Genomic DNA, 23,910 nt, shown 5'->3' with positions numbered 1-23,910 from the left:
CCCTGCGCACCGCCGACGTATTTGAGGCCGTCAGCCAGCGCTGGCAGGTAGCCGCGGAGCCGGATCCGCTGGTGCTGGCAGCACTGGCCGCTGCCGTGGTGCTGGTGGCTGCGGTGCCCGCGGTGTGGCGGGTGGCCCGGCAGGCATCCACCATCATCCATGAGATGGGGCATGTCTTTGCCGCTTGGTTGGTGGGCCGACGGGTGTCCGGCATCCGGCTGCACTCTGATACTTCCGGTGTCACTGTCTCGCGCGGCAAAGGCCAGGGGCCCGGACTGCTGCTGACTTTCCTCGCCGGCTATCCGGCACCGGGCCTGCTGGCGGTGCTGCTGGTCTGGCTGGCCTCAGCTGGCCATGCTGGTGCCGCCCTGACGGTCTTCCAAGTGGTGCTTGTGCTGGCGCTGCTGCTCTCCCGCAATCTGGTGGGAATCTTCTCCTGTCTGCTGGCAGTGGCCGCCGCTGGCGCGGTGTGGTGGTGGAACCAGCCCGACGTCGTCGTCTACACGGTGGTGGGGCTGGGCGCTTTTTATGCTGCGGCAGGCCTGCGCGGCAGTTTGGATGTGGCCCGGGTGCATATGCGTGCATGGCGAGGTGACCCCCGAGCCCGCGCCGCCGTGACCGGCACAGATGCCTCCCAGGCCGCCCGGGCGTGGCGGGGGCTCCCGCTTCCGGCCTCGGCATGGCTGCTGGTCTTCCTGGGGACAAGTGCCGCATGTGCAGCAGCCGTTGCGTGGATGATCTGGCCGCAGGATCTGGCGCTGCCGCTCTGAGGCAGCCGGGCGCGCTGTGCTGCCAGCAATTAGCATGGTCCTATGATGCGGCTCACATCCGAGATGAGCGGCGTCGACCTTGGCGAAGGCGGGGCAGCGCCCGGCGGGAAGGAGACCATGCCCCGGTTCACTCTGCGTCAGCTTGAGGTGCTTGAATCTGTCGGCCGCGTCGGCACAATAAGCGGCGCCGCGCAGGAGCTTCATTCCAGCCCTTCCGCTGTCGCCGGCTCGCTGACCGAACTAGAACGCGCGGTGGGAGTACAGCTGACCGTGCGTCGACGGTCCCACGGAGTCACTCTGACGGCAGCGGGGCGCCGCTTTGCGCGAGGAGCCGCTGCCCTGCTGCACGAGGCGAACGGACTTGAGCTGGCGGCCTCCTCCGCCGGGGATCACGCTCTCACCGGTGAGATCATCATCGGCTGCTATGTCACCCTGGCCCCTAGCGTGCTTCCGCCGCTGCTGCAGGGGCTGGAACGCAAACACCCCGGCATTCGACCGCGGTTCATCGTCGGTGACCAGAATCAGCTGCAGACCGCGGCACTGCGCGGGGAGATCGATGTGGCGCTGCTCTATGACATGGGCCTGCATGAGGATATGGACTCCCAACTCGTGGTCCAGCGCTCGGTCTATGCCATGTTCGCTGAGGGACGGGCCCCGCAGAGCCGTGACGGCGACCCCGCGGAGACCATCAGAATGGCCGATGTGGCCGAGCGAGACCACGTGTTGCTGGATGTTCCGCCCAGCCGCGAACACACCCTGGAGGTCTTCGCCTCTGCGGGCGTCCGCCCGCGCACCCGCTTCCGGACCAATGACGTGGAGCTGATCCGGTCTTTAGTGGCCAGAGACATGGGGTATGCATTGCTCGCACAGCGCTTCAAGCACAACGTCAGCAATGAGGGCTATCCCCTGGAAACCCGGGAGATCCACCCGCATACTCCACCGATTGCCGTGCATATCGCGTGGCCGAAGGATGTGCGCCCTCAGCCGGCGGCCCAGGCACTGATCGACCTGACCCTGAACGAGCTGCGCAGCACGCTCAGCTAGCTGGCTCCGTCTGAGTTTCCAGGAAGATGCCATCGAAGAACTGCGCCAGAGCCTCTGGGGCGCTCAACGGCAGCACATGTGCCACGTACTGGTCGGGTCGGACGACGACGACGGCGCCCTCGCGGCTGATCTGCCGGGCCTCAAAGATGTCCTGCCCGGGAAGAATGCCGAAGGCCTTCTCCAACTGGGTCAGCCCGAAAGGCCCCACCGTAGGGCGGAAGACCCGGGGCACCTGGGTGATGTCCACCTCGGTGTGAGGCTGCTGATAGATGACTCTGAGGTCGAAGAGCCCGTCCTCATCAGCGTCGCCCGGGGTGAACCGGACCAGCGGAGAGTCCGGGTTCTGGCGCATCCATTCCGCCCAGCGCTTCAGGGCCGACTCCTCAGCGGCATTGGGAGAATCGGCGAAGACGTAGACTCGCCAGCGTCCGTCGGCCACCGCGAGGTGTCCCAGGTGCAAGGGGTTGCCGTCGCAGACTCGTGCGACCTTGGCAGATTTGAATCTCTTACCCACAGGAAAACCCTCAGCCAGGGTCTGGTGGTCATCCGTTCCGGTGATCATCGACGGCGTGTACTGGGTCATGAAGCCAGCGGGGAACTCGATGGTCTTGACGTAGAACTGCTCCAGGATCGAGGGGTCCTCCATCTCTTCGGGCTTCTTGGCCATGAGGGTGGACCATTCCTTATCGAAGTCGATGAGATTCTGGGCAATGACCTGACGTTCTGCGGAGTAGGTGCTCAGCAGAGATTCCGGGCTCCGCCCGGTGAGTACCTGGCCGAGCTTCCAGGCCAGATTGAATCCGTCCTGCATAGAAACGTTCATCCCTTGCCCTGCCTTGGCGCTATGCGTATGGCATGCGTCCCCGGCGATGAAGACCCGCGGGGAACGCTCGCCGGTCAGTTCATCGGGGACGTCGTCGAATTTGTCGGTGACCCGGTGGCCCACTTCATAGACGCTGTGCCACGCCACGTGCTGCACCGTCAGGGTGTAGGGGTGCAGGATGGCGTTGGCCTTCGCGGTGATCTGCTCCACGGTGGTCTGCCGCACCTTGCTGCTCTCCCCTGGCGCTACCTCACCGAGATCCACGTACATACGGAAAAGATGTCCGCCCTCGCGCGGGATCAGCAGAATATTGCCGCCCGAGCGCGATTGAATGGCACATTTGAGCCGGATATCGGGGAAATCAGTGGTGGCGAGAACATCCATGACGCCCCACGCGTGGTTGGCCTGATCACCCTCGAGCCGACGTCCGATCGAGGCACGGACACGGCTGCGCGCCCCATCAGCGCCCAGAACGTATTTGGCCCGCACGGTACGTTCCTGACCTTCTCTGGGACCGGCCACATGACGGACCCGCACGTGCACCGGGTACTCACTGTCCTCGCTGATCTGCAGGTCCAGGAATTCCACACCGTAGTCGGGGGCCATTCGGGAGGCGGAGTTGGCCAAGAACTCGGCGAAATAGTCCAGCACTCGTGCCTGGTTGACGATCAGGTGAGGGAATTCACTGATCCCGTGCGGATCGTCCTCTGGGCGCGCGGTGCGGATGATGTGATCGGGGTTCTGCGGATCCGGTTTCCAGAACGCCATCTCGGTGATGTGATAAGCCTCGTTGCTGATCTCATCGGCGAAACCGAAGGCTTGGAAGGTCTCCACGCTGCGGGCCTGGATGCCATCGGCCTGGCCCACCTGCAGACGGCCGGGACGCCGCTCGATGATGCGGGTGTGCACCTGCGGGAACTGGGAGAGCTGCGCTGCGGCGATCATGCCGGCCGGCCCGGTGCCCACGATCAGCACGTCCATCTCATCGGGCAGCTCCTCAGGACGGTCGCGACCGATGCCTGCCGGCTCCTGAACGCGCGGGTTTCCGGAGACATAACCATGGTGGTGAAAATGCATGGCTGTACCTTTCTTAGGCGGCGAGGAGGCGTCAGCGCCTCATGCGCCGGTCCCAGTGGCAGTGGGGATGAAGTCTGCGGCGAGCTTCTCGGACCCGCGGGCCAGCAGCGCGACGTCGGCGCCCACCAGGATCCAGGAAGCACCGGAGACTGCGTAGTCTCGGGCGGCCTGGGGGTCGAAGGCGTTGACCCCTGCAGGCTTGTTTGCCGCCGCAGCCGCTGCGAAGGCTCGTTTCACAGCGGCGACGACGTCGGGATGGGTCTGCTCTCCGATGAGCCCCATGGAGGCAGCCAAGTCACTGGGACCGACAAAGATGCCGTCGATGCCCTCCACCGCGGCGATGGCCTCGGCGTTCTCCACCCCCTCGGGTGTTTCCACCTGCACGAAGACCGAGACGTGGTCCGCGCCGTCGGGAAGGTAGCCGGGCACCCGGTTCCAGCGGGCGGAGCGGGCCAAGGCGCTTCCCACGCCGCGGCGCCCGGCGGGCGGGTACTGGGCCATAGCTGCGATATCGCGTGCCTGCTCTGCGGTGGAGACCATGGGCACCAGGATGTTCTGCGCTCCCAAGTCCAGCACCTGCTTGATGACCACGGTGTCACCGATGGGCACACGCACCATAGGGGTGGACGGGTAGCCGGAGACCGCGTGGAGCTGAGCGAGCACTGATTCCAGCCCGTTGGGGGCGTGCTCCATGTCGATCAGCAGCCAGTCCAGACCGGCGCCGGCCATGATTTCGGCAGCCACCGGGGAACCGGAACAGATCCACCCGCCGAAGAGCGTGCGGTCGGCCTGGGCCAGCTGGTGGCGGAAGGGCGGGTTCAGCTGAAGCGGCATGTCACAGTTCCCATCTCTGAGTAGTCGCAGAGCACGGTGTCTCCGGGGTGCACCCACATGGGGCGGGTGAAGGAGCCGGCGAGGATGAGCTCACCGGCATCCAGGCCGTCGTCGTGAGCACTGAGCTTATTGGCCAGCCACGCCACCCCCATGGCCGGGTGATTGAGCACTGCTGCTGCCACCCCGGATTCTTCGATGGCCTCATTGCGGTAGAGCAGCGCGGAGATCCAGCGCAGGTCCACATCCTGTGGCCGGACCGGGTTGCCTCCGTAGACCATGGCGCCCATCGCGGCGTTGTCGCTGATGGTGTCCACAATGGTGCGTCCGCTCATCTCAATGCGGCTGGAGAGGATCTCCAGTGCGGGGATGACATAGTCGGTGGCGTCTAGGACGTCGAAGACGGTGACGTGGGGACCTTGAAGCGGTTTGCCCAGCTTGAAGGCCAGTTCCACCTCGATGCGTACATTGGAGAATCGGCTGTGCTCGATCACAGCGCCGTTCTCGTAGACCATGTCGTGGAAAATGGCGCCGTAATCTGGCTCGCTGATGCCGGTGGCTGCCTGCATCACTTTGGAGGTCAAGCCGATCTTGCGCCCCACTGGGCGGCGCCCGGCGGCGATGCCGCGGCGTCGCCATTCGTTCTGCACCCGGTAAGAGTCCTCCACCGTCATCTGCGGGTAGCGTGCCGTCAGCAGCGGCACAGTAGCTCGTTCCTGTTCTGCACGGGCGAGCTCATCGGCGATCTGGGTGATCTGTTCGTCAGTCAGCATGGTGTCCTCCGCCTTTAGAGCTGGTTGCCGAGCTTGTACTCGCCCTGTTTCCATTCGGGCATGGAGTCGTCGTCGCCCTTGCGGGTGTAGGAGAAGCCGTCAGCGCCGATGGTGACCTCCATCTCGTCAGCGTCGGTGCGCTCAGTAGTGGGCACGGGACGTCCTTCCAGGTCCAACACGGTGGAGGCCTCGGTATACCAGGAGGGAACCACCGGGTTTCCCCACCAGTCGCGGCGCTGGTTGTCGTGCACATCCCAGGTGACTACCGGGTTGTCCGGGTCTCCGGTGTAGTAGTCCTGGGTGTAGATCTCTATGCGATGACCATCCGGGTCGCGCAGGTAGAGGTAGAAGGCGTTGGAGACTCCGTGGCGGCCGGGACCGCGCTCAATGTGGTCAGAGAGTCGCAGTGCTCCGAGTTTGTCGCAGATGGCCAGAATGTTGTGCTTCTCGTGGGTGGCGAAGGCTACGTGATGCATCCGAGGACCTGCGCCGCCGGTCATGGCTGTGTCGTGGACGGTGGGCTTGCGGCGCATCCACGCCGCGTAGGTGGTGCCTTCGTCATCGCGGATGTCCTCGGTGACCCTGAAGCCGAGGTCTTCCATGAACTTCACGGCTTTGGGGACATCCGGGGTCACCTGGTTGAAGTGGTCCAGGCGCACCAGGGAACCGGGAGTGTAGAGGTCATAGCGCCAGGCCAGTCGCTCAACATGTTCCACCTCGTAGAAGAACTCATAGGGGAACCCGAGTGGGTCCTGGACTCGGACGGAGTCGCCGATGCCTTTGACGAAACCCTCCTTCTTCCGGATCACCGGGCAGCCGAGTTCTCGGTAGAAGCTCTCTGCCTTGTCCAGCTCCTCCGGGGAGCGCACCCGGTAGGAGAAAGTGGCGACGGCGGCCTGCTCCCCTCTGCGCAGCACCAGGTTGTGATGGATGAACTCCTCCATGGAGCGCAGGTAGATGGCGTCCTCATCCTCTGCGGTGACCACCAGGTTCAGCACGTCCACATAGAAGTCGCGTGAGCGCACCAGGTCAGTGACCACCAGTTCCATATAGGCGCAGCGCAGAATATCCGGCGGCGCCGCGGCTGGGGTGGGGATCGTGCCTGAGGCGTTCTGGGTCTGTGTCATGTCAAGCGTCCTTGCTCAAGATGTGTGCGGTGAGGTTCGGTCGGCTGGGTGCTGATCAGTCGGCCTTGCCGAAGACAGGGTTATGGACTTCCCCGAGGTTGATGTGCACTGCTTGCTGGTCGGTGTAGAAGTCAATGGAGCGGTAGCCGCCCTCATGTCCCAGGCCTGAGGCCTTGACCCCGCCGAAGGGGGTCCGAAGGTCACGGACATTGTTGGAGTTCAACCAGACCATCCCGGCCTCCACCGCCTGGGCAAAGTTGTGCGAGCGCTTCAGGTCATTGGTCCAGATATAGGCGGCGAGTCCGTATTTGGTGCCGTTGGCAAGGTGCAGCGCTTCCTCTTCGGTGTCGAAGGGGGTGATCGCGACGACGGGGCCGAAGATCTCCTCTTGGAAGATACGAGCGGTGTGCGGGACATCGGCGAAGACTGTGGGTTGGATGAAGTTACCTGCTTCGAAGCCCTCTGGGCGTCCGCCGCCTGCCACCAGTCGGCCCTCCGTCTTGCCCAGCTCCACGTAGCTCATGACTTTCTCGAAGTGCTCGGGGTGCACTAGAGCGCCGACCTCTGTCTCGGGCTGGTGCGGGTAGCCGATCCTCACGCGCTCTGCCTGGGCGGCGTAGCGTCTAACAAACTCGTCATAGATGCTGCGTTCCACCAGGATCCGCGAGCCGGCGGTGCAGCGTTCACCGTTGAGGGAGAAGACCCCGAAGATGGTGGCGTTGGTAGCTGCTTCGAGATCGGCATCGGCGAAGACGATGGCGGGCGACTTTCCGCCGAGCTCCATGGAGAGCCCCTTCAGATGCGGTGCGGCGTTGGCGAAGATGAGCTGGCCGGTGCTCGATTCTCCGGTGAAGGAGATCAGCGGTACCTCAGGGTGCTTCACCAGAGCATCGCCTGCCTGCTCACCTATGCCGTTAACCAGGTTGAATACGCCTCGAGGCAGTCCTGCCTCTTCGAAGATGCCGGCCCACAACCCTGCCGACAGCGGCGTGAACTCAGCTGGTTTGAGAACGACTGAGTTGCCGGTGGCAAGCGCTGGGGCGAGCTTCCAGCTCTCCAGCATGAAGGGAGTGTTCCAGGGGGTGATCAGCCCGGCCACGCCGATGGGCTTGCGGTTGACGTAGTTGATCTGCCGCCCCGGGACTTTATAGGTGTCATCGGCTTGGGCCACAATCAGGTCGGCGAAGAATCGGAAGTTCTCCGCGGCCCGGCGGCCCTGTCCTAACGCCTGGGTGATGGGCAGGCCGGTGTCGAAGGACTCCAGCTCAGCCAGGCGGGCACCCCGCTCTTCCACGAGGTCGGCGATCCGGTGCAGCACCCGGGACCGTTCCCGCGGAAGCATCGAGGACCATGGGCCTTCGTGGAAGGCGCGCTTGGCTGCCGCCACAGCGCGGTCGACGTCCTCCTTCTTCCCTGCCGCGGCCTGGATGTAGGTCTCGTTGGTGACCGGGTTGATGACGTCGAAGGTCTCTCCGTCTGCGGAGTCGACGAATTCTGCGTCGATGTAGTGCTGGATGCGTGCCGGGAGCCCCGCGGGCGCTGGTGCCGCAGCGTCACGGATCTCGACAGAGGGTGTCTGGTCTGCTGACTGTATCATCACGGCAGCCTCTCTTGCTTGGTGTCGAAAATGTCAGGTGGTCGAGGAGGGCGGATCGGCGTGAACTGAAGTGCCGGCCTCGTAGCGCGCCCGCCATTCGCTGTTCATCGGAAAGAGCCCCTCCACGGGGTGTCCTTCACGGATCTGCTGGGCGACCCAGGCGTCCTCCGCTTCTTTTGCCAGGGCAGCATCGGCAACCTCCTCGGCGATGCCAGGAGGAATGACGACGACGCCGTCGTCGTCGCCAACGATGATGTCTCCGGGTTGCACGGTCGCGCCCCCGCAGGAGATGGTCAGGTCGGTGTCCCACGGCACGTGGAGGCGCCCGAGCACCGCAGGGTGCGGCCCTTGGCTGAAGACCGGGAGGTCAATCTCAGCAACGGTCGAGTAGTCGCGGACTCCACCGTCGGTGACCACGCCCGCGCAGCCGCGGGCTGCGGCACGCAGCGCCAAGATGTCGCCGAGGGTGCCGGAGCCGCGCTCACCGCGTGCCTCGATGACGATCACCTCGCCCTCGGCCACAGTGTCGAACACACGTTTCTGGGCGTTGAACCCACCGCCGTGGGATGCGAAGAGGTCCTCACGGTATGGGAGGAATCTGAGGGTCTTGGCGGTGCCGACGAGCTTGCTGCCGGGCCGGGTGGGCCGCACGCCGTCGATGGAGACACTGTTGAGCCCTCGCCTGCGCAGCTCCTGGGAGAGCCCCGCGACGGGAACTTCCTGTAGCTTCTTCCTCAGCTGCGGGGTGAGGGCCTGCTTCTGCTCGGGCAGCCCGGCAGCGCTGCGGGAGCCCCATGCTTCCTCCCGCTGCTTATCGTCCGCTGAAGGTAGTGCACCGAGACTCTCATCGAAGGTGTCCTCACCCTCTTGCACGCGGGAGATCAGCCGTCCGCTGGTCAGTCCGCTCTCCGGGATGTCGACTTCCACCTCGACGACGTCTCCCGGCTCGGCCACGGACGCCCCGGCGGGGGTGCCAGTGAGGATGATGTCGCCCTCCTCCAGAGTCAGATGCTGGGAGAGGTCGGCGATGATCTGTGTGAGTGGGAAGATGAGGCTGCCGGTGGTGTCTTCCTGCACCAGCTGGCCGTTCTTCCATGTCCGCAGGCGCAGACCCGAGGGATCCGCCTGGCGTGCGTCGATCAGTCCCGGCCCCACCGGGGTGTAGCCATCGCGACCCTTATTTCGCACGTTGGAGCCTTTGTCTGCAGTGCGCAGGTCGTAGAGGCCCCAGTCGTTGGCGGCGGTCACCCAGCGCACGTGAGCCCACGCTTCCTCGACATGGATACGGCGGGCAGGCGTGCCGATGATCAGCGCTATTTCGCCTTCGAAGGCGAGGAGCTCCGTGCGGGGCGGTCGCTGTACGGGATCTCCCGAGCGTCCCAGTGAGCTGCTGGGCTTGAGGAAATAGGAAGGGGCTGCTGGGGTTCGGCCACGCTCAAGGGCACGAGATCGGTAGCTGATGTGTACGGCAATGATCTTGCCGGGACGCCCGGCACCGCTGAGGGCGATGTGTTGCTCCAGTGGTGCGATCATGATGCCTCCTTGCTCAGCACAACTACTGAGCTACAGCATGATCTACATCACATCATCGGTAAAGCGGTTATTCTTGAGAACCTTCCGCGGTTTTTCTGATGAAGTCAGTCCGATGGGGTCAGCCCAACGACTCAGGCGCGCAGCTGTTCCTCCACACGCTGCACTTTCCCCTCCAGCTGGTTGGTATAGCCGGGGCGAATATCGGCCTTGACCACCAGGCTGACTCTGGGAGCCACAGCAGTCACCGCATCCGTGGCCTGTTTGATCACAGCGAACACCTCGTCCCATTCACCCTCAACCGTGGTGTGGGTGGTCGTTGTTCGAGCGCCGCTGCGAGGAACCCTAGCCAGGACGAACCGCTGCTCGATGCAGGCAAGGGCGTCGGTGCTTACGCGGACTACCTTGCCGCCGCACTGCAGGCAGCCACCAATGTGACCCCAATGTGACGAGTGTGTCGGTCAGAATCGCGGGTCACCCTCCGCGATTGGGGGATACTCCCTAGCTCTGGGCCTCGCCGAGGCGGGCTTCAGGCGTGAGCTCGGCGCGGAGACCGCCGCCGGTCGCAGCCCGGGCAAGAGCGCGACCCAGCGCAGGTGCCTGCTTGAACAAATTGTGACCGGCCACGAAGAAGACAGAGCCTGCCTCCCACACGGCCACGCCGTCATCACTCCACGGCAGGTCGGTCACCCAGCAGTGGAGGAAGTCGCGCGGCTCTGGGTGGAGACCGGGCATCGCCCGTGTCACGTATTCGCGTGCGCGTTCGTCCAGTGATCGAATCGCCGCCGGGTCGATGAAAGTTCCGTCCTCGCGGACGTCGACGGTGTCGCTGAGTCCGACCGAATAGCTGCTGTTGCCCGGTAGCGGCGTCGCGTAGACGCCGACTTCGCCGAAGACGCCGCTGCTGTCCTGCAGGCACGCGACTCGTGCCGGGGCGGCGGCTTTCACGTCGAAGGTCAGCCGTACGTGTGCCGCGAGGCGAACCGGCAGCGACAGGCCGACGCTGCGTGCCAGGCGGGCGGTTTCGCGACCGGCGCACACGACCACCTTGGAGTAGACCGCTCGGTCGGCGACGCTGCGCACCTCGACCATCCCGTCGGCGCGGGGATCGATGGAGATGACCTCACCGGTGGTAATTGCATCTGCGAGGGCACCCGTGAGTGCCGTGATCGCGGCGCGGGTGCGGATCGCGCCGCCCGACTTGTCGAGCACCGCTGGCCCCGAGTACCCAGCGAGCAGCGGCATCCGCTGAGCGACCTCGGCCGCATCGATCTCGTGCGCTTCCACGCCGCCGACCTGGTCGAGCACCCGCAACCGCGCCAGGGCGCTGTCTCCGATCGCCAGGACACCGTCTGATGAGACCAGCTCGACGTCGAAGTGTTCGGCCCACTCATCCCATACGCCGCGGCTTTCGCGCGCGAAAGCGACGAGTCGCGGGTCGTCGTGGGCGTGCCGGAAGATCCGCGCCTCACCTGCGGACTGACCCGTCCCGGGCAGACCAGCCTCGTACAAGCGCACCGGCACGCCCTGCTCCCGCAGCGCGTACGCCGTCGAGAGACCCACGATCCCGCCCCCGATCACTGCTACCTCGGGTGAACGCATCGTGGTAACGCCGTCGTCAGTTCCTGTCATCGCAGTTCCCCGATCTGTTGGTGATTAACGATAGGCCGCAAGAGAAGGGGCCGCTGCCACGACGTCAGCGGGCTGTGTCAGCCCGAAGTCACCGCGCGCAGCGACCCCTTCTCTCTGGGCCGGTACTTCCGGTCTGTGGTCTCAGGCGGGGAGTTTGGAGCCCAGGACGTCCAACTTCTCGATCGTGGGCTCGCTGAACAGTTTGCCGGTCTGCTCGCCGAGAGCAGCAGCGACTGCGCCGGACAGGTGCGCGTCGCGGCCGACGTCATCGGGGAACACATCGAAAATCCCGAATGAGGACGGGCCGAGACGAATCGCGAACCACGCAGTGGTCGCCGACTCTTCCTCAACAAGCGTACGGCCGCTGTCAAGGAACTCCTTCACGTCGTCCTCCTTGCCGGGCAACGCGTCAAACCTGACCAGTAATCCCTTGGTCACACTCATGATGCTTCCTCTTCCTTCTCGGTCGACATGCCGGGCTTGATGAGGACCTTGGTCCAACCCTTGGACCTGGCGTCGAAGTTCTTGTAGGCGTCGGCGGCTTGGTCCAGCGAGATTTCGTGGGAGACGATCCAGGAAGGGGTCGCCTTGCCGGCGGCGATCAAGTCTCGCAGCTGGCGGTTGTACCGCTTGACCGGGGCTTGACCGTTGCCCATGGTCTGCCCCTTGAACCAGTGAGTGCCGAAGTCGATGGCCGCCTTTCCCTGCTTGGCAAGGTCATCTTTGGCTCCGGGGTCCTGGGGGACGAACACGCCGACGGTGCCGATTCGTCCGGTGAAGCGCACCGCGTTGATGAGCATGTTCAGCGTGGCGGCGGTGTCCTCGTTGCCCTGGGGATCGTGGGCCTGGTAGCCCACGCATTCGCAACCACGGTCAGCTCCGAGCCCCATCGTCTCGTCCAGCACAGCCTGCACGGGGTCTACCTTGGAGTCGTCGATGGCAATCGCACCGATCTGCTCGGCCAGCGCGAGACGGTCAGGGTGGCGATCGACCACCATCACCTTTGCTGCGCCCTTGATCGTCGCGGACAGGGCGGCCATCAATCCCACCGGACCCGCCCCTGCGATCACGACGCTGTCGCCGGGTACCACTCCGGCCATCTCGGTGGCGTGGTAGCCGGTGGGGAAGATGTCGGAGAGCATGACGTAGTCGTTCTCCTTCTCCTGCGCATCCTCACCCAGGCGCAGCGCGTTGTGGTCGCCGAAGGGGACCCGGAGCAGCTCCGCTTGGCCTCCGCCGTACGGGCCCATGTCCGCAAATCCGTATGCCGCACCGGCGGCGGACGGCTCAGGCTGCGTGGTCAGGCAGTAATTCGTGAGACCGCGCTCGCAGTTCTTGCAGAACCCGCACGAGATGTTGAAGGGCAGCACGACCCGGTCGCCCACCTTGACCTTCTCCACGCCACTACCGACTTCGATGACCTCCCCCATGTTCTCGTGACCGAACGTCCGGCCTACTTCGAAGGAGGTCCGCCCCTCGTACATGTGGAGGTCCGAGCCGCAGATGTTCGTCGTCGTTACCCTGACCAGGACATCGGTGGGTCGCTCGATCTTCGCGTCCGGGACGTCCTTGGTGCTGACCTGACGGGGTCCCTCGTACACCACTGCTTTCATGTCTGCTCCAATTCGATTGAGTTGCTCGATGTCTTTCTGGCAAGGCCTCTCCGACGCCGACCCCCTCGCTAGCAAGTGAACGCCCCCAGAAACCACGTGTCAAGGGGATCGCCTTGAGTTGATGTGTAGCGATCGAGCCGGGATAGTGCCCAGATCCGCTGCTCGATCCCAGAAAGCGCACTGTCATCCTCGCTGGTCGGGAACGGGGCCAGCTCATCCGCGAGATCGGAGCAACCACTGGCGTCTCCGTGGGGGCTGTGCTCAGCGTGGTATCCGAGGAGAGCACGTCCAGTTGAGGATCACCGTCTCGGACGGCTGCGGGAGCAGTTACTGCTCATCCGACTCCGAGATCGCCTGTTCGAGCCGTTCGACCTTGGCGTCCAGCTCGCCCTCGTAGCCCGGACGAATGTCAGCCTTGATGACGAGAGAGACCCGCGAGCCGAATGGCTCAACGGCCTCTGTAGCACGCTTCACCACGCCGAAGACCTCGTCCCAGGTACCTTCAACCTCGGTGAACATGCTCGAGGTCCTATTGGGCAAACCGGAGTCGCGGACGACCTTCACTGCGGCAGCGACAGCATCGTGGACTGATCCATCTTCGCGGCCAGTACCGGACGGGGCAACGGAGAAAGCAGCAAGCATAGGCCCCAGGCTACGCCGGGGATCGGATACACGAAACCCCTTGCGGCATGCGCGGAACAAGCAGGCTGCAAGGGGCGTCGTCGTCGGATGGACTCCGCGGGTACTACTCCGAGTAGAGGGACTTCTTGGATGTCTCCGGGGAGAGGATGAGGCTGATGAAGGTCAGCACACCCAGCACTGCCAGGTATACACCCACGGCCCACACCCCGTACTCCTGCACTAACCAGACCGCCACAAACGGGGTCAGCGCCGCCCCCAGGATGGAGGAGAAGTTATACGCCACACCCGAACCGGTATAGCGGGTATTGGTAGGAAAGAGCTCGGGCAGGTAGGCCGACATCGGGCCGAAGGTCAAACCCATCAGTGCCATGCCCACACACAGGAATACCAGCATCTGCACCACGTTCATGTCTTCACCAGAACCGATGCTTTCAGCGCTGAGCCACACCCCGAAGGTCAGACCGAAGACGATGATGCCTGCGGTAGTCGTCATCAGCATCCGACGGCGCCCGAAGGCATCAGCCAGTCGGCCCGCGATAGGCACGAAGATCGCGAAGAACACGATGGCAATAATCTGCAGCACCAAGAAGCTCATGTAGTTATAGCCCAGGCCGCCCGTCTCTGCGCTGCCGATGGCATAAGAGAGAATCCAGGTGGTCATCAGATAGAAGAGACCGTAGGTGGCGAGCATGATGAAGGTGCCGAGAATGATCTCGCGCCAGTTCTTCTTGAAGACCTCGCCCACCGGAACCTTGGCCTGCTCCTTCTGCTCCAGCGCTTTGGCGAAGACCGGGGTCTCCTCAATGCGCAGACGAACATAGAGCCCGACGGCGACCATCACCACGGACAGCAGGAACGGAATGCGCCAACCCCAGACCAGGAAGGGATCAGCCAAGGCGGCGTCGATATCCTCAGCGGCCAGGGCACGGATAGACGTGGAGTCATAGCTGTAGGCCCAGGCCAGGATCAGGAACAGGCCGTTGGCCAGGATGAAGCCGAAGGGAGCACCCAGCTGCGGCCACATGGCAGCCTGTGCGCGCTTGCCTGGACGAGCAGTCTCCGACGCCAGCAGCGCAGCACCGGACCATTCACCGCCGAGGCCCAGCCCCTGGCAGAAGCGGAAGAGTGTCAGCATGGCCGGTGCCCATAAGCCGATCTGATACACGGTGGGCAGCAGGCCGATCAGGAACGTGGCGACGCCCATGGTCAGCAGCGCACCGACCAGCGTGGCCTTGCGTCCGATGATGTCACCGAAGTGGCCGAAGATCACCGCGCCCAGTGGGCGGGCCACGAAGGCCGCACCGAAGGTGGCCATGGAGGCTAGCAGCGCAGCACCCTCGGAGTCACTGATGAAGAACAGGATCGGGAAGACCGAGACCGCTGCGGTGGCGTAGATATAGAAGTCGTAGAACTCAATGGTGGTCCCGATGAGCGAGGCCATGATGATCCGACGGCGCGGAGTCTTCAGGTTCTCATCGGCGATGGCGTCGCCCTGGTTAGGGTTCGGGCCGAGGACCGGATCGACGGTGGTGGACATAGCGTCTCACTTCTCCAATTAGAAGATGACTGGGCAATTCTTGCGCGGACCTTGCCGCGTGGACTCCAAGATGCTATGCCTGCGACCCCGGGGGCTTCACAAAAATTGCGGTGATCTCACATAGTGGATATCCGACTCAGTAATAGACCGCCAGCGGACCGTTCGGGCCCTGGATGACCTGCACATCAGTGGTGAAAATCCGCGTGAGCACCTCGTCCTGCATGATCTGCTCAGGGGTGCCATGCTCCACCACCTGACCGTCCTTCATTGCCAGGATTTTGTCCGAGTAGTGGGCGGCGAAGTTGATGTCATGCAGCACGATCACCACCGTGCGGCCCAACTCATCCGCGGCCCGGCGCAGCTGCTTCATCATCGCCACCGCATGCTGCATGTCCAGATTGTTCAGTGGCTCGTCCAGCAGCACATAGTCGGTGTTCTGCGCCAACACCATCGCCACGTAGGCCCGCTGCCGCTGCCCACCGGAGAGCTGGTCCAAATACCGATTCTCCAAGTCAGTCAGATCCAGAAAATCGATGGCCTCGGAGATGTATTTCTCATCCCCTAAGGTCAACCGTCCTTTGGAGTGCGGGAACCGACCGAAGCCCACTAGCTGCCGCACGGTCAGCCGGGTGACAAAGTGGTTTTCCTGCCGCAGCACCGAGAGGATCTTGGCGATCACCTTCGACGGGGTGTTCACGACATCGTGCCCGGCCACTTCAATGGTTCCGGAATCGATGTCCAGCAGACGCCCGACCATGGTCAGGATGGTGGATTTCCCCGCGCCGTTGGGTCCGACCAAGGCGGTGACGCCGCCCTTGGTGATCTCGACGCTGACCGGGCCGATCTTGACCTTGTCCGAGTAGTCCTTCTTGACGTCGGTCAGTGTGATCACAGTCGGCCCTTTCGGAGGATGAAGATGAGGAAGACGACGCCGCCGATGAGTTCCACGATCACCGTGACCGCTCCCCCGGCGTCCCAGAGGTGGCGCAGCACAAAATAACTGCCCGCCAGAATCGTGTAGCCGAAGAGGAAACCCATAGGGAAGAGCAGGCGGTGGGAGTAGGTATCAGCGAACTGATAGGCCAGGATCGCGGTGAGGAAGCCTAGGAACATCATGGGCCCCACCAGGGCGGTAGCCATGGAGATCAGCATGGATACCAGCGCCAAAATAACGATCAGCTCGCGCTTATAGTTCAGTCCCAGATTCAGCGCCGCGGTCTTGCCCAGGGCGAGCACGTTGAGGGTGGAGGCCCGGAACCACAGCAGGGCCGTTACCGCTAGCGCGATCGGGATGGCATAGGGCAAGTATTCAGTCCGGGCATTGGAAATATTGCCGAAGAGGCGGGCAGTGAGCACATCGAATTCACTGGGCGTCAGGGTGCGCTGCATGAAGGTCGACAGTGAACCCAGGGTGCCTCCGATCACCACGCCCACCAGCAGCATGATGTGAATATTGGAGAACCTGCCGCTGAGCAGCCACGTATAGAGCATGGTGGCCAGCAGCATCATCACTGCCATCTGCAGGAAGAACTGCGAGACTCCCACCAGCATGGTGACCCCAGCCATGCCGAAGACATAGACGAAACCGGTTTGGATAGCGGTATAGAGCGAGCCGAAGCCCATGATCCCCGGCGTGATGATCCGATTATTAACTGCTGTCTGGAAGGCGATGGTGGCCATCGCATGGCACAGTGCTACCACGGCGATGGTCAGCAGCGAGTCTCGTCGCATGCCCACGATGAGCCACCAACCGCGGGTGCCGAATTCGGCTGGGTTGTTGTAGGTCATGATGGCCAGGGTGAAGCCGATCGCCAGCACACCCAGCAGGGTCATGATCAGCACATAATTGCGCAGGTGCTTGCGATCAGTAAGGGCCCCGGAGCGCCGGCCAGCCGGCGACGGCGACTGGGTCTGGTCAGTGACTTCCCTGGTGGGACTGCTCAGCTCTCGGGCAGCACGGTCCTCTGCTGCCTCAGGCGGCACAGGAGTATCTGTGCGGACACTCATGTGACCAGGCCTCCCTTTTTGCGCTGGCGCAGCAGCAGTCCGACAAAGACGATGCCGCCTACCAGTCCCAACACCATGGAGACCGGGATTTCGAAGGGAGCGATGATGGTGCGTCCGATCAGGTCGCAGACCGTCACCGTAGCGATGCCCACCACGCATACCCAGGGCAGATTGCTGCGCAGGTCATCGCCGCGGAACAGGGCGACCATATTGGGTACCACCAGGCCCAGGAACGGCAGCGTGCCCACCACTGTGGCGGTCACGCCGGTGGCCACGGCCACCATCGCGGTACCGATGAACAGCACGAAGGCGTAGTTCAGGCCCACATTGGTGGCCATATCCTTACCCAGTCCGGCCACCGTGAACTGGTCTGCGGCGATGAAGACGGCAACAGTCACCGCCAACACGATCCACATCAGCTCATAGCGGCCCTGGATGACACCGGTGAAGGAACCCTGGAACCAGATGCCCAAGGTCTGCAGGTGGTCGGTCATCAGCGCCAGGTAGGTGGTGAAAGAGCTGACGACAGCTCCCAGCATGATGCCGATAATCGGCACGATCAGGCTGGATTTCAGCGACACCCGGCGCAGGAAGAGGAAGAAGACCATGGTCCCGATGAAGGACATGATGACCGCGCCGATCATGCGTTCGAACAATGTGGCTGTCGGCACCAGCCACATCACCAGGATCAGGCCCAGACCCGCCCACTCGGTGGTGCCGGTAGTGGAAGGTTCAACGAAACGGTTCTGGGTCAGCAGCTGCATGATGACCCCGCACATGGCCATGGAGGCACCAGCCAGCACCAGTGCGACGGTGCGCGGGACGCGGGTGATGCCGAACATCCAGAAATTACCTTCACCGAAGACGTCGAACTGCCCGATCAGCAGTGAGGTCCCCAGCAGCCCGAGAGTGATCACAATGGCGATGATAAAAGCGGGAGTCCACAGGCGCCGTCGTCGGAGTCGGCGGCCGTCCTCCACGAGGACATCGCGGCTGGTGTAGGCAATGTCCTGCCGCAGAGTGCTGGTCATAGAGTCTTTCGGGCGTATTAGCGAAAAGTGTCAGTGATCAAAAGTCAGTGAGGTAATCCTACGGAAGTTTGCCAAGCGGCGTCGAATGGACTCCGCCGGCGCTGATGCTCCCATGCAGGCGCCCGTCCGTCAGGGGGATGAGGGACGGGCGCCCTGAAAGAAGCACCTTGCTTCGGCTGAATTACTGGGCTGCCTCGAGGGCGTCTGCGAAGGTGTTGAGGAACTCGGTGTAGGCCTGAATGTCCTCGGTGATGTACATGTTCTGCGGCATGTAGACGATCCGATCCTCCTGCACTGCGGTCACCTGCTGCAGCGCCGGCGAGTCGGCGATGAGCTCCTGGGCCGGGGTGTACTCGGGATCCTCGGGGTTCATGCCATCGCGGTCCAGCACGATGATCCAGTCCGGGTTGGAGTTAGCGATGGCTTCCACCGAGATGTCATCACCTTCGTGATCGCTGGACTGATCACTGACCTCCAGTGCCGGCACCAGGCCGAACTCCTGGAAGACCGGAGCCACGCTGCGACCCTCGGTAGGACCGGCGTAGTTGATGTCACCGCCGGAAGTCAGCAGGCCCATGACAGTGGATTCGCCGTCGTATGCGGCTTCCACGCGGGCCATTGCCTCGTCGAGCTCGTCAATGAGCCGCTGGGCGTTCTCTTCTGCGCTGAAGATCTGACCGAGCTTTGCGGTGCTGTCCTTGAGTCCGTCGAAGAAGGTGGTGGGATCATTGTGGGCCTCGTCGAATTCCAGGATGACTGAGTCCTCGGGCAGCAGCTCCGCGATTTGGTCGTAGTACTGGGCGTAGCGCTGGCCGTTGATCACCAGGTCAGGCTCAGCGGCGACAATGAGCTCGAGGTTGGGCTCGCGATGATTGCCGGTATCCAGGATGTCCTCATTGTCTGCGTATCCGTGCGAGTGCGGCTGCATCAGACCGCGCGCGGCCACAGTGAGTTCCACACCGAACTCTTCAAGCACACGGAAGGAGCGGTTGTCGAAGGCCCCGATGGTCTCAATGGAGGCCGGGTCGATCTCATGGGTTCCATGGTCGTCTTCGATCGTGATGACACCGGTGGTCTCCTCACCCTCGGTCTCAGAGGCACCGGCCTCGGCAGCGGACCCCTCGGCGGCGTCGCCGTTGTCCGCGCAGGCGCTCAGCGCCAGCGCGCCGATAGCAGCAACGGAGAGCAGCTGGTAGAGGCGTGGTTTCTGCGTGGCAGATGCAGTATCCAACAGTGTCATTGAGGAGTAACCTTCCTGGTCGCTATTCGACTTAGCCTGTCCTAAGCTGAATAGAAGCTACATCCTGACCTAATATCATCGCAACTGTTACGACGCCTATCTCGCGGTAGCGTGACAGGGTGCCTGAGACCCCCAACCCACTCAAACCACTGCTGACCCCGCCAGTCTGGGAACTGCTGAATTCCCTACCGGAGTACGACGACGCCACCTCGGCTCAGCTGAACAACGCGCTGCGCAAGGATGGCTGGACCCCAGAGACAGTAGCGGCAGTGCTGACCCAGTCCCGACTGCGGCGTGCTGCACAGCGAAAGTTCGGGGATTTTGCCGCGCGCATGCTCTTCACCGCGGAGGGCCTGCAGCAATCCACCCGGCTGCCCGTGGCAGCTCGGCACGCCCAGCGCTTCCGCCGCGCCGGGATCACTAGGGTGGCCGATCTGGGCTGCGGACTCGGTGGAGATGCCATGGCTATGGCCTCGGCGGGACTTCAGGTGGTGGCGGTGGAAGCGGATGAAACCACTGCCGCTGCGGCCACTATCAACCTGCGACCCTTCCCCGAAGCCCAGGTTGTCCATGGCACAGCGGAAGACTTTGCCGCAGAACAGGGCTTCGGCGGTGATGGCCCTGCCCTCAGCTCCGACGGTACAGCCGAGCCGCATCCCGGATGGGGGCTGTGGCTGGATCCCGCCCGGCGTGATGAACGCTCCAGGATCTGGGATCCAGAGCAGTTCTCTCCCCCCTTGAGCTTTGTCACTGCCCTTGCCGAGTCCGGCGTACCGATGGGAGTGAAGCTCGGGCCAGGAATCCCACACAGCATGATCCCACCGGGCTGCGAAGCCGAATGGGTCAGCATTGATGGCGATCTGGTGGAGGTGGTGCTGTGGTTCAACGCCCTGGCGCGCAGGGATGAGCACCAGAACCTGATTCGCCGTACCGCCACAGTGCTGCACAGTGAAGAGCCGGCCCCTGCGGAAACTGACTCATCAGGCCATGAGGGCACCACGGATCCGCTCAGGGTCACCGTGTCGGAACTGAGCAGCAGCACAGACTTCGGCGCCGGGGCACAGGTAGATCCGGCAGGGCCGAGCGGCCTGAGCGGGACTCTCTATGAGCCCGATCCTGCCGTCATCCGCGCCGGTCTGGTGGCTGAGCTGTGCGAGTCCCTGGGCGGCACCATGCTGGATGAGCACATCGCGTATTTCACCGTTCCGACTGGTGCTCCGGTGACGCCCCTAGCCCGCAGGTACCGGGTGCTCGAGGTGATGGACTTCCAGGTCAAGACTTTGAAGCGCTGGGCCCAGGAGAGCCAGATCAGCAGTCTGGAGATCAAAAAGCGCGGGGTCGACGTCGTCCCCGAGGCCCTGCGCAAACAGCTGCTGCCCAAAAAGAACAAGGGGCCTAAGCGGCATGCCGTGGTGGTGATCACCAGACTCGCCCAGCAGCGACTGTGCGCAGTGGTTGAACCACTGGACTGAGTCATATGGGCGCCTGGATCACAGCGAGCCGACTCGCATGCTGGTCACTGACAGCAACCGGCGGTAATGTGATGATACTCACACGTAGCAACTGCGGGTTCATATACCCGGACTGCGCGCGGGTTCCTTCAAGGCGGTGACATATGGTCCAAGACATCTCAGCTGCTGCACCCGCTGACCGCAGTTCCGCGCTCACCCGCAGAATCTGGCGTCGCGCGCTTATCGGGCTTGGCGCGTCCGTGGCGACTCCATTCATCTCGACGGCACTGTTCACCGGCGGCCTCTGGCTAACGGCACTGCTGGTGGGCCGACCAGACCCTTCCGCGTGGTGGGGGTTCGGCGCCATTTTCGTCGGCGTGATTTTACTGCCGGCTACATTGCTCGTCTGGGCCGTGAGCACCGCCGCGGTTGAAGCGCTGCGACTGTGGGGACCGCTCACTGCCGCAGGCGCACCACTGACCCATGGCCTGCTGGCTGCAGCGACAGGGGCCATCGCCTACGCGGTCGGTACCAGCACTGAAGCGCTGGTCACTCAAGGGCTAGCCGTACTGTGGTGTGCAGTGCTGTGCGCTGCCTGCTGGTGGTCGAGCCACCAGGCCGAACGGACCGCGCGCGCCTAACCCGGCAGTCCTGCGGTGTGTCGCTTATCTGGGCTGTGTCCGGGCTGATCCTTGCGCAATAGGATCCACACCAGCAGGATGGTGGCACCAATGATGGCTGCACCAATACCGCTGGTCAGCTGGACAGCACTCACGAAGGACTCACGCGCTGTTGACCAGAGTGCAGCGCCATCGGCAGCGCCGAGACTGGCCGCGGCGCCTGCTGCTGCACTGATGGTCTCCGCCGCGGCGTCGAGGGTTCCAGCCGAGATTTCTTCAGGCAGCGCTGCGCCGGAGAGCTGGCTTCGGTAGGAGAAACTCAGCACACTACCCAGCAGAGCCACGCCCAGTGCACCGCCGAATTCATAGGCGGTTTCGGAAATGGCCGATGCAGCTCCGGCACGATTAGCCGGCGCGGCGGTGAGGATCGCGTCATTGGTCAGGGTCTCGGTGAGTCCAGTACCCAGACCAAGCAGTGCGAAGGAAATCAGCACCATGAGCATCCCTTCTGTGACTGGCAACTGGGTGAGCAGAGCCATACCCAGCGCAGCGATCAACAGCCCGCTGGCAATGACTGTGCGCAGCGGGAAGCGCCGGGCGATGGGAATGACTATGAAACTGGCCAGCACTGAGATCACCAACCCGGGGACCAGCACCAGACTGGCGTGGAGCGGGCGCATCTCGTAGGCAGTCTGCAGCAGCTGGGTGAGGAAGAACAGGGATCCCACCATGGTGAAGACCAGCATGAAGTTGGTGACCACGCCGGCACGGAAACGCCGGATGGAGAACAGGCTGACATCCAGCAACGGGTCGGTCAGCCGACGCTGACGTCGTACAAAAACCACCAGCGCAGCAGCACCCACCACCAGAGCTGCCCCCGTAAACAGCGAGAGATGCCCACCCACAAGCCGTTTGATTCCATAGACCGCACTGAGCATGCCCAGTAGGGAGAGCGCCACCGAGAGCACATCGATCCGACCAGGATGAGGATCGCGTGATTCGGCGACCAGCAGCGGAAGCGCCACCAGAATCACAGCAATGACCGGGAGGTTGATCAGAAACACCGAACCCCAGAAGAAGTGCTCCAGCAGCACTCCGCCAAGCACCGGACCGAAAGCGGCACCTGCGGAGAAGGCAGAAGCCCAGACCGCAATGGCCACCACCCGCTGCTGGGGGTTGGGGAACAAGCTGCGGATCAGCGAAAGGGTGGACGGCATCAGCGTGGCACCGGCAACACCCAGCAGCGCACGCGCGGCAATGAGCATCTCAGCGGAGGCGCTGAAGGCGGCCAGGACAGATGCGACCCCAAAGGCCGCAGAGCCGATCAGCAGGAGGCGACGACGACCCACACGGTCACCGATGGCTCCCATGGTGATAAGGAATCCCGCAATGAGAAAACCGTAGATATCCACAATCCACAACAGTTGCTCACTGGTGGGGTTTAGCGATGCGGATAGCTGCGGAACGGCAAATCCGAGCACGGTCATATCCACGGAGATAAGGATGACAGGGAGGACCAGCACGGCCAGTCCGAGCCATGCTTTGAATCCTGCACGCTCGGAGGGCAGGGCAGGTTGAGGGTTCACAGGCGACTGCGAAGACATGATGTCCCATGTGGCGCTGAGCTGCATGGGACGGCCGGATGCAGCTCAGGCCGGATATGGGTTGTGCCGGCTGGGGTGAATCGCCGGGCGCCGTCCTGACGGGGAGATCACCCGCTGGAAACGAGTGTAGCACGAAACCTTACAAACGTATGGTTACGCGCATTCCGGCATCCCATCAGGAACCTTTCCACTACTGGTCATGACTCAACGTCCAGCTGGGAAATGGGTCGGTAAACGTGGACCACGATGAAGGGCCGGCGGCAAGCTCTTGATCACTGAGCACCGCGTCATCCAGGGCCCGAAGAAACTCCTCATGATCGAGATCGAGGCCGATGAAGACGAGATCCTGCCCGAAGGCGAGCGCCTCGTCTGGGTCGCTGATCTGGTGGTCGAAGTTCAGCGGCATCAGGGAGATGAACTCCCCCACGTGCTCCCAATGTGCGGTGACATGGGGACGTGTTGAAAGTCGGCAGAAGCCATTGGAGCGCACCAGCCGACCGAAGACTCCCTTCTCCACCCGCTCATCCAACAGGCGTTTCAACCGCGCCGGATGAAAGGCTCGCGGCTGCTCATATCGCAGGGCAGACACAGCCGGATGGTCAAGCGAGGGGAGGAAAACTCCGTTGAGCAGCGCCACCCAGCCGGGTCGGGCCTGCTTCTGGGCATAGGAGCCCTCCACAGTCGCGGACGCGAGCTCCACCCCCGTGAAGGTCATCGAACAGATGCACGACGTCGACCACGCAGATGATCTCGCGGAGCTGAGTATCGCCTGTAGGGTCTGTGAATTCGCCGATGACATCCATCATGGCTGCAAGGAAGGTTCGCGAATCCCTGCGTTCCCTGAAGGACAAGCCCGGTTCCCAGGTGGTCCGGCCCCACGGGAAGACCTATGTCATCAATAAGCAGAACCCGTGGTTCAAGGGGCGTCAGGGCTGATCAGGCACCAGAGCCCCTGCACTCC

The 23,910-nt window shown here is 63.3% G+C and carries 22 protein-coding genes and 1 pseudogene; 5 read left to right on the top strand and 18 right to left on the bottom strand.

Features of this window, described 5'->3' with window-relative positions; all coding sequences use genetic code 11:
• Together TX78_RS12525 and TX78_RS04345 are read left to right on the top strand one after the other, a co-directional pair.
• The coding region (locus tag TX78_RS12525) for a M50 family metallopeptidase (RefSeq protein ID WP_049897442.1) at nt 1-770 on the top strand (770 nt) is incomplete at its 5' end.
• A 42-nt stretch (nt 771-812) separates the two neighbouring features.
• Nucleotides 813-1,814, top strand: coding sequence for a LysR family transcriptional regulator (locus TX78_RS04345; RefSeq protein ID WP_049897441.1), 1,002 nt, complete (start codon nt 813-815; stop codon nt 1,812-1,814).
• Here the strand turns inward: TX78_RS04345 and TX78_RS04340 are convergent.
• The 16 genes and pseudogenes from TX78_RS04340 to TX78_RS04265 all read right to left on the bottom strand — a co-directional run bounded on the left by TX78_RS04340 (nt 1,807) and on the right by TX78_RS04265 (nt 19,274).
• Nucleotides 1,807-3,714 (bottom strand): FAD-binding monooxygenase, encoded by a 1,908-nt coding sequence (locus TX78_RS04340; protein WP_044494009.1) that lies wholly within the window; start codon nt 3,712-3,714, stop codon nt 1,807-1,809. The genes TX78_RS04345 and TX78_RS04340 overlap by 8 nt on opposite strands.
• Before the next feature lie 39 nt (nt 3,715-3,753).
• A complete protein-coding gene (locus tag TX78_RS04335) occupies nt 3,754-4,548 on the bottom strand; it encodes an HpcH/HpaI aldolase family protein (protein ID WP_044494007.1) in 795 nt (264 codons plus the stop codon).
• Nucleotides 4,533-5,318 (bottom strand): 2-oxo-hept-4-ene-1,7-dioate hydratase, encoded by a 786-nt coding sequence (gene hpaH, locus TX78_RS04330; RefSeq protein WP_044494006.1) that lies wholly within the window; start codon nt 5,316-5,318, stop codon nt 4,533-4,535. Before hpaH ends, TX78_RS04335 begins: the two co-directional genes overlap by 16 nt.
• A 14-nt stretch (nt 5,319-5,332) precedes the next feature.
• Nucleotides 5,333-6,445, bottom strand: coding sequence for a 3,4-dihydroxyphenylacetate 2,3-dioxygenase (gene hpaD / locus TX78_RS04325; protein ID WP_044494003.1), 1,113 nt, complete (start codon nt 6,443-6,445; stop codon nt 5,333-5,335).
• A gap of 55 nt (nt 6,446-6,500) precedes the next feature.
• Nucleotides 6,501-8,042: a 5-carboxymethyl-2-hydroxymuconate semialdehyde dehydrogenase gene (gene hpaE / locus TX78_RS04320; protein ID WP_044494001.1), complete on the bottom strand. Its 1,542-nt coding sequence runs from the start codon at nt 8,040-8,042 to the stop codon at nt 6,501-6,503.
• 33 nt (nt 8,043-8,075) lie between these two features.
• Nucleotides 8,076-9,575, bottom strand: a complete 1,500-nt coding sequence (locus TX78_RS04315) for a fumarylacetoacetate hydrolase family protein (RefSeq protein WP_044493998.1) — start codon at nt 9,573-9,575, stop codon at nt 8,076-8,078.
• Nucleotides 9,576-9,706: 131 nt separating this feature from the next.
• Nucleotides 9,707-9,898 (bottom strand): annotated as a pseudogene (locus TX78_RS04310) (thiamine-binding protein); the annotation flags it as partial.
• Nucleotides 9,899-10,073: 175 nt separating this feature from the next.
• The gene (locus TX78_RS04305; RefSeq protein ID WP_187118354.1) at nt 10,074-11,204 is read right to left on the bottom strand and encodes an NAD(P)/FAD-dependent oxidoreductase; all 1,131 of its coding nucleotides are present in this window, start codon (nt 11,202-11,204) and stop codon (nt 10,074-10,076) included.
• Between the two features lie 141 nt (nt 11,205-11,345).
• Nucleotides 11,346-11,648: a putative quinol monooxygenase gene (locus TX78_RS04300; RefSeq protein WP_044493993.1), complete on the bottom strand. Its 303-nt coding sequence runs from the start codon at nt 11,646-11,648 to the stop codon at nt 11,346-11,348.
• Nucleotides 11,645-12,817, bottom strand: a complete 1,173-nt coding sequence (locus tag TX78_RS04295; RefSeq protein ID WP_044493990.1) for a glutathione-independent formaldehyde dehydrogenase — start codon at nt 12,815-12,817, stop codon at nt 11,645-11,647. The genes TX78_RS04300 and TX78_RS04295 overlap by 4 nt, the downstream gene beginning before the upstream one ends.
• Before the next feature lie 327 nt (nt 12,818-13,144).
• On the bottom strand, nt 13,145-13,459 hold the full coding sequence (locus TX78_RS04290; RefSeq protein ID WP_044493988.1) for a thiamine-binding protein: 315 nt from the start codon (nt 13,457-13,459) through the stop codon (nt 13,145-13,147).
• Nucleotides 13,460-13,562: 103 nt separating this feature from the next.
• Nucleotides 13,563-14,996, bottom strand: coding sequence for an MFS transporter (locus tag TX78_RS04285; protein ID WP_081652559.1), 1,434 nt, complete (start codon nt 14,994-14,996; stop codon nt 13,563-13,565).
• 136 nt (nt 14,997-15,132) lie between these two features.
• Entirely contained in the window at nt 15,133-15,888 is a 756-nt protein-coding gene (locus TX78_RS04280) for an iron ABC transporter ATP-binding protein (protein ID WP_044493986.1), read from the bottom strand.
• Nucleotides 15,885-17,003, bottom strand: coding sequence for an iron chelate uptake ABC transporter family permease subunit (locus tag TX78_RS04275; RefSeq protein WP_081652558.1), 1,119 nt, complete (start codon nt 17,001-17,003; stop codon nt 15,885-15,887). Before TX78_RS04275 ends, TX78_RS04280 begins: the two co-directional genes overlap by 4 nt.
• Nucleotides 17,000-18,034 (bottom strand): ABC transporter permease, encoded by a 1,035-nt coding sequence (locus TX78_RS04270; protein ID WP_081652557.1) that lies wholly within the window; start codon nt 18,032-18,034, stop codon nt 17,000-17,002. The genes TX78_RS04275 and TX78_RS04270 overlap by 4 nt, the downstream gene beginning before the upstream one ends.
• Nucleotides 18,035-18,215: 181 nt before the next feature.
• Complete coding sequence (locus tag TX78_RS04265) at nt 18,216-19,274, bottom strand: siderophore ABC transporter substrate-binding protein (protein ID WP_044493984.1); 1,059 nt, start codon at nt 19,272-19,274, stop codon at nt 18,216-18,218.
• Nucleotides 19,275-19,393: 119 nt separating this feature from the next.
• Here TX78_RS04265 and TX78_RS04260 point away from each other — a divergent pair, with 119 nt between their 5' ends.
• Nucleotides 19,394-20,746 carry a class I SAM-dependent methyltransferase gene (locus TX78_RS04260; protein WP_044493981.1) on the top strand — a complete coding sequence of 451 codons (1,353 nt, stop codon included), beginning with the start codon at nt 19,394-19,396 and terminating at the stop codon, nt 20,744-20,746.
• 143 nt (nt 20,747-20,889) lie between these two features.
• Nucleotides 20,890-21,366: a hypothetical protein gene (locus TX78_RS04255; RefSeq protein WP_044493979.1), complete on the top strand. Its 477-nt coding sequence runs from the start codon at nt 20,890-20,892 to the stop codon at nt 21,364-21,366.
• Here TX78_RS04255 and TX78_RS04250 read toward each other — a convergent pair.
• The gene (locus TX78_RS04250) at nt 21,363-22,949 is read right to left on the bottom strand and encodes an MFS transporter (protein ID WP_044494403.1); all 1,587 of its coding nucleotides are present in this window, start codon (nt 22,947-22,949) and stop codon (nt 21,363-21,365) included. The genes TX78_RS04255 and TX78_RS04250 overlap by 4 nt on opposite strands.
• Nucleotides 22,950-23,139: 190 nt before the next feature.
• Nucleotides 23,140-23,664 carry a CobW C-terminal domain-containing protein gene (locus TX78_RS04245; protein WP_049897439.1) on the bottom strand — a complete coding sequence of 175 codons (525 nt, stop codon included), beginning with the start codon at nt 23,662-23,664 and terminating at the stop codon, nt 23,140-23,142.
• A gap of 89 nt (nt 23,665-23,753) precedes the next feature.
• On the opposite strand from TX78_RS04245, the gene TX78_RS04240 reads away from it, so the two are divergent.
• Complete coding sequence (locus TX78_RS04240; protein ID WP_044494400.1) at nt 23,754-23,885, top strand: ribosomal protein bL36; 132 nt, start codon at nt 23,754-23,756, stop codon at nt 23,883-23,885.
• Nucleotides 23,886-23,910: the final 25 nt, after the last annotated feature.

It is taken from the genome of Nesterenkonia massiliensis (genome assembly GCF_000455245.1).
Taxonomy (GTDB): Bacteria; Actinomycetota; Actinomycetes; order Actinomycetales; family Micrococcaceae; genus Nesterenkonia; species Nesterenkonia rhizosphaerae.
The sequence above is the reverse complement of the archived record's forward strand: the minus strand, read 5'-3'. Positions and strand labels throughout refer to the sequence as shown.

Excerpts from the sequence above, each read along its gene's own strand:
- TX78_RS04345 (WP_049897441.1), top strand. The coding sequence starts at position 813 with ATGATGCGGCTCACATCCGAGATGAGCGGCGTCGACCTTGGCGAAGGC.
- TX78_RS04340 (WP_044494009.1), bottom strand. The coding sequence starts at position 3,714 with ATGCATTTTCACCACCATGGTTATGTCTCCGGAAACCCGCGCGTTCAG.
- TX78_RS04335 (WP_044494007.1), bottom strand. The coding sequence starts at position 4,548 with ATGCCGCTTCAGCTGAACCCGCCCTTCCGCCACCAGCTGGCCCAGGCC.
- hpaH (WP_044494006.1), bottom strand. The coding sequence starts at position 5,318 with ATGCTGACTGACGAACAGATCACCCAGATCGCCGATGAGCTCGCCCGT.
- hpaD (WP_044494003.1), bottom strand. The coding sequence starts at position 6,445 with ATGACACAGACCCAGAACGCCTCAGGCACGATCCCCACCCCAGCCGCG.
- hpaE (WP_044494001.1), bottom strand. The coding sequence starts at position 8,042 with ATGATACAGTCAGCAGACCAGACACCCTCTGTCGAGATCCGTGACGCT.
- TX78_RS04315 (WP_044493998.1), bottom strand. The coding sequence starts at position 9,575 with ATGATCGCACCACTGGAGCAACACATCGCCCTCAGCGGTGCCGGGCGT.
- TX78_RS04305 (WP_187118354.1), bottom strand. The coding sequence starts at position 11,204 with ATGACAGGAACTGACGACGGCGTTACCACGATGCGTTCACCCGAGGTA.
- TX78_RS04300 (WP_044493993.1), bottom strand. The coding sequence starts at position 11,648 with ATGAGTGTGACCAAGGGATTACTGGTCAGGTTTGACGCGTTGCCCGGC.
- TX78_RS04295 (WP_044493990.1), bottom strand. The coding sequence starts at position 12,817 with ATGAAAGCAGTGGTGTACGAGGGACCCCGTCAGGTCAGCACCAAGGAC.
- TX78_RS04290 (WP_044493988.1), bottom strand. The coding sequence starts at position 13,459 with ATGCTTGCTGCTTTCTCCGTTGCCCCGTCCGGTACTGGCCGCGAAGAT.
- TX78_RS04285 (WP_081652559.1), bottom strand. The coding sequence starts at position 14,996 with ATGTCCACCACCGTCGATCCGGTCCTCGGCCCGAACCCTAACCAGGGC.
- TX78_RS04275 (WP_081652558.1), bottom strand. The coding sequence starts at position 17,003 with ATGAGTGTCCGCACAGATACTCCTGTGCCGCCTGAGGCAGCAGAGGAC.
- TX78_RS04270 (WP_081652557.1), bottom strand. The coding sequence starts at position 18,034 with ATGACCAGCACTCTGCGGCAGGACATTGCCTACACCAGCCGCGATGTC.
- TX78_RS04265 (WP_044493984.1), bottom strand. The coding sequence starts at position 19,274 with ATGACACTGTTGGATACTGCATCTGCCACGCAGAAACCACGCCTCTAC.
- TX78_RS04255 (WP_044493979.1), top strand. The coding sequence starts at position 20,890 with ATGGTCCAAGACATCTCAGCTGCTGCACCCGCTGACCGCAGTTCCGCG.
- TX78_RS04250 (WP_044494403.1), bottom strand. The coding sequence starts at position 22,949 with ATGTCTTCGCAGTCGCCTGTGAACCCTCAACCTGCCCTGCCCTCCGAG.
- TX78_RS04245 (WP_049897439.1), bottom strand. The coding sequence starts at position 23,664 with ATGACCTTCACGGGGGTGGAGCTCGCGTCCGCGACTGTGGAGGGCTCC.
- TX78_RS04240 (WP_044494400.1), top strand. The coding sequence starts at position 23,754 with ATGGCTGCAAGGAAGGTTCGCGAATCCCTGCGTTCCCTGAAGGACAAG.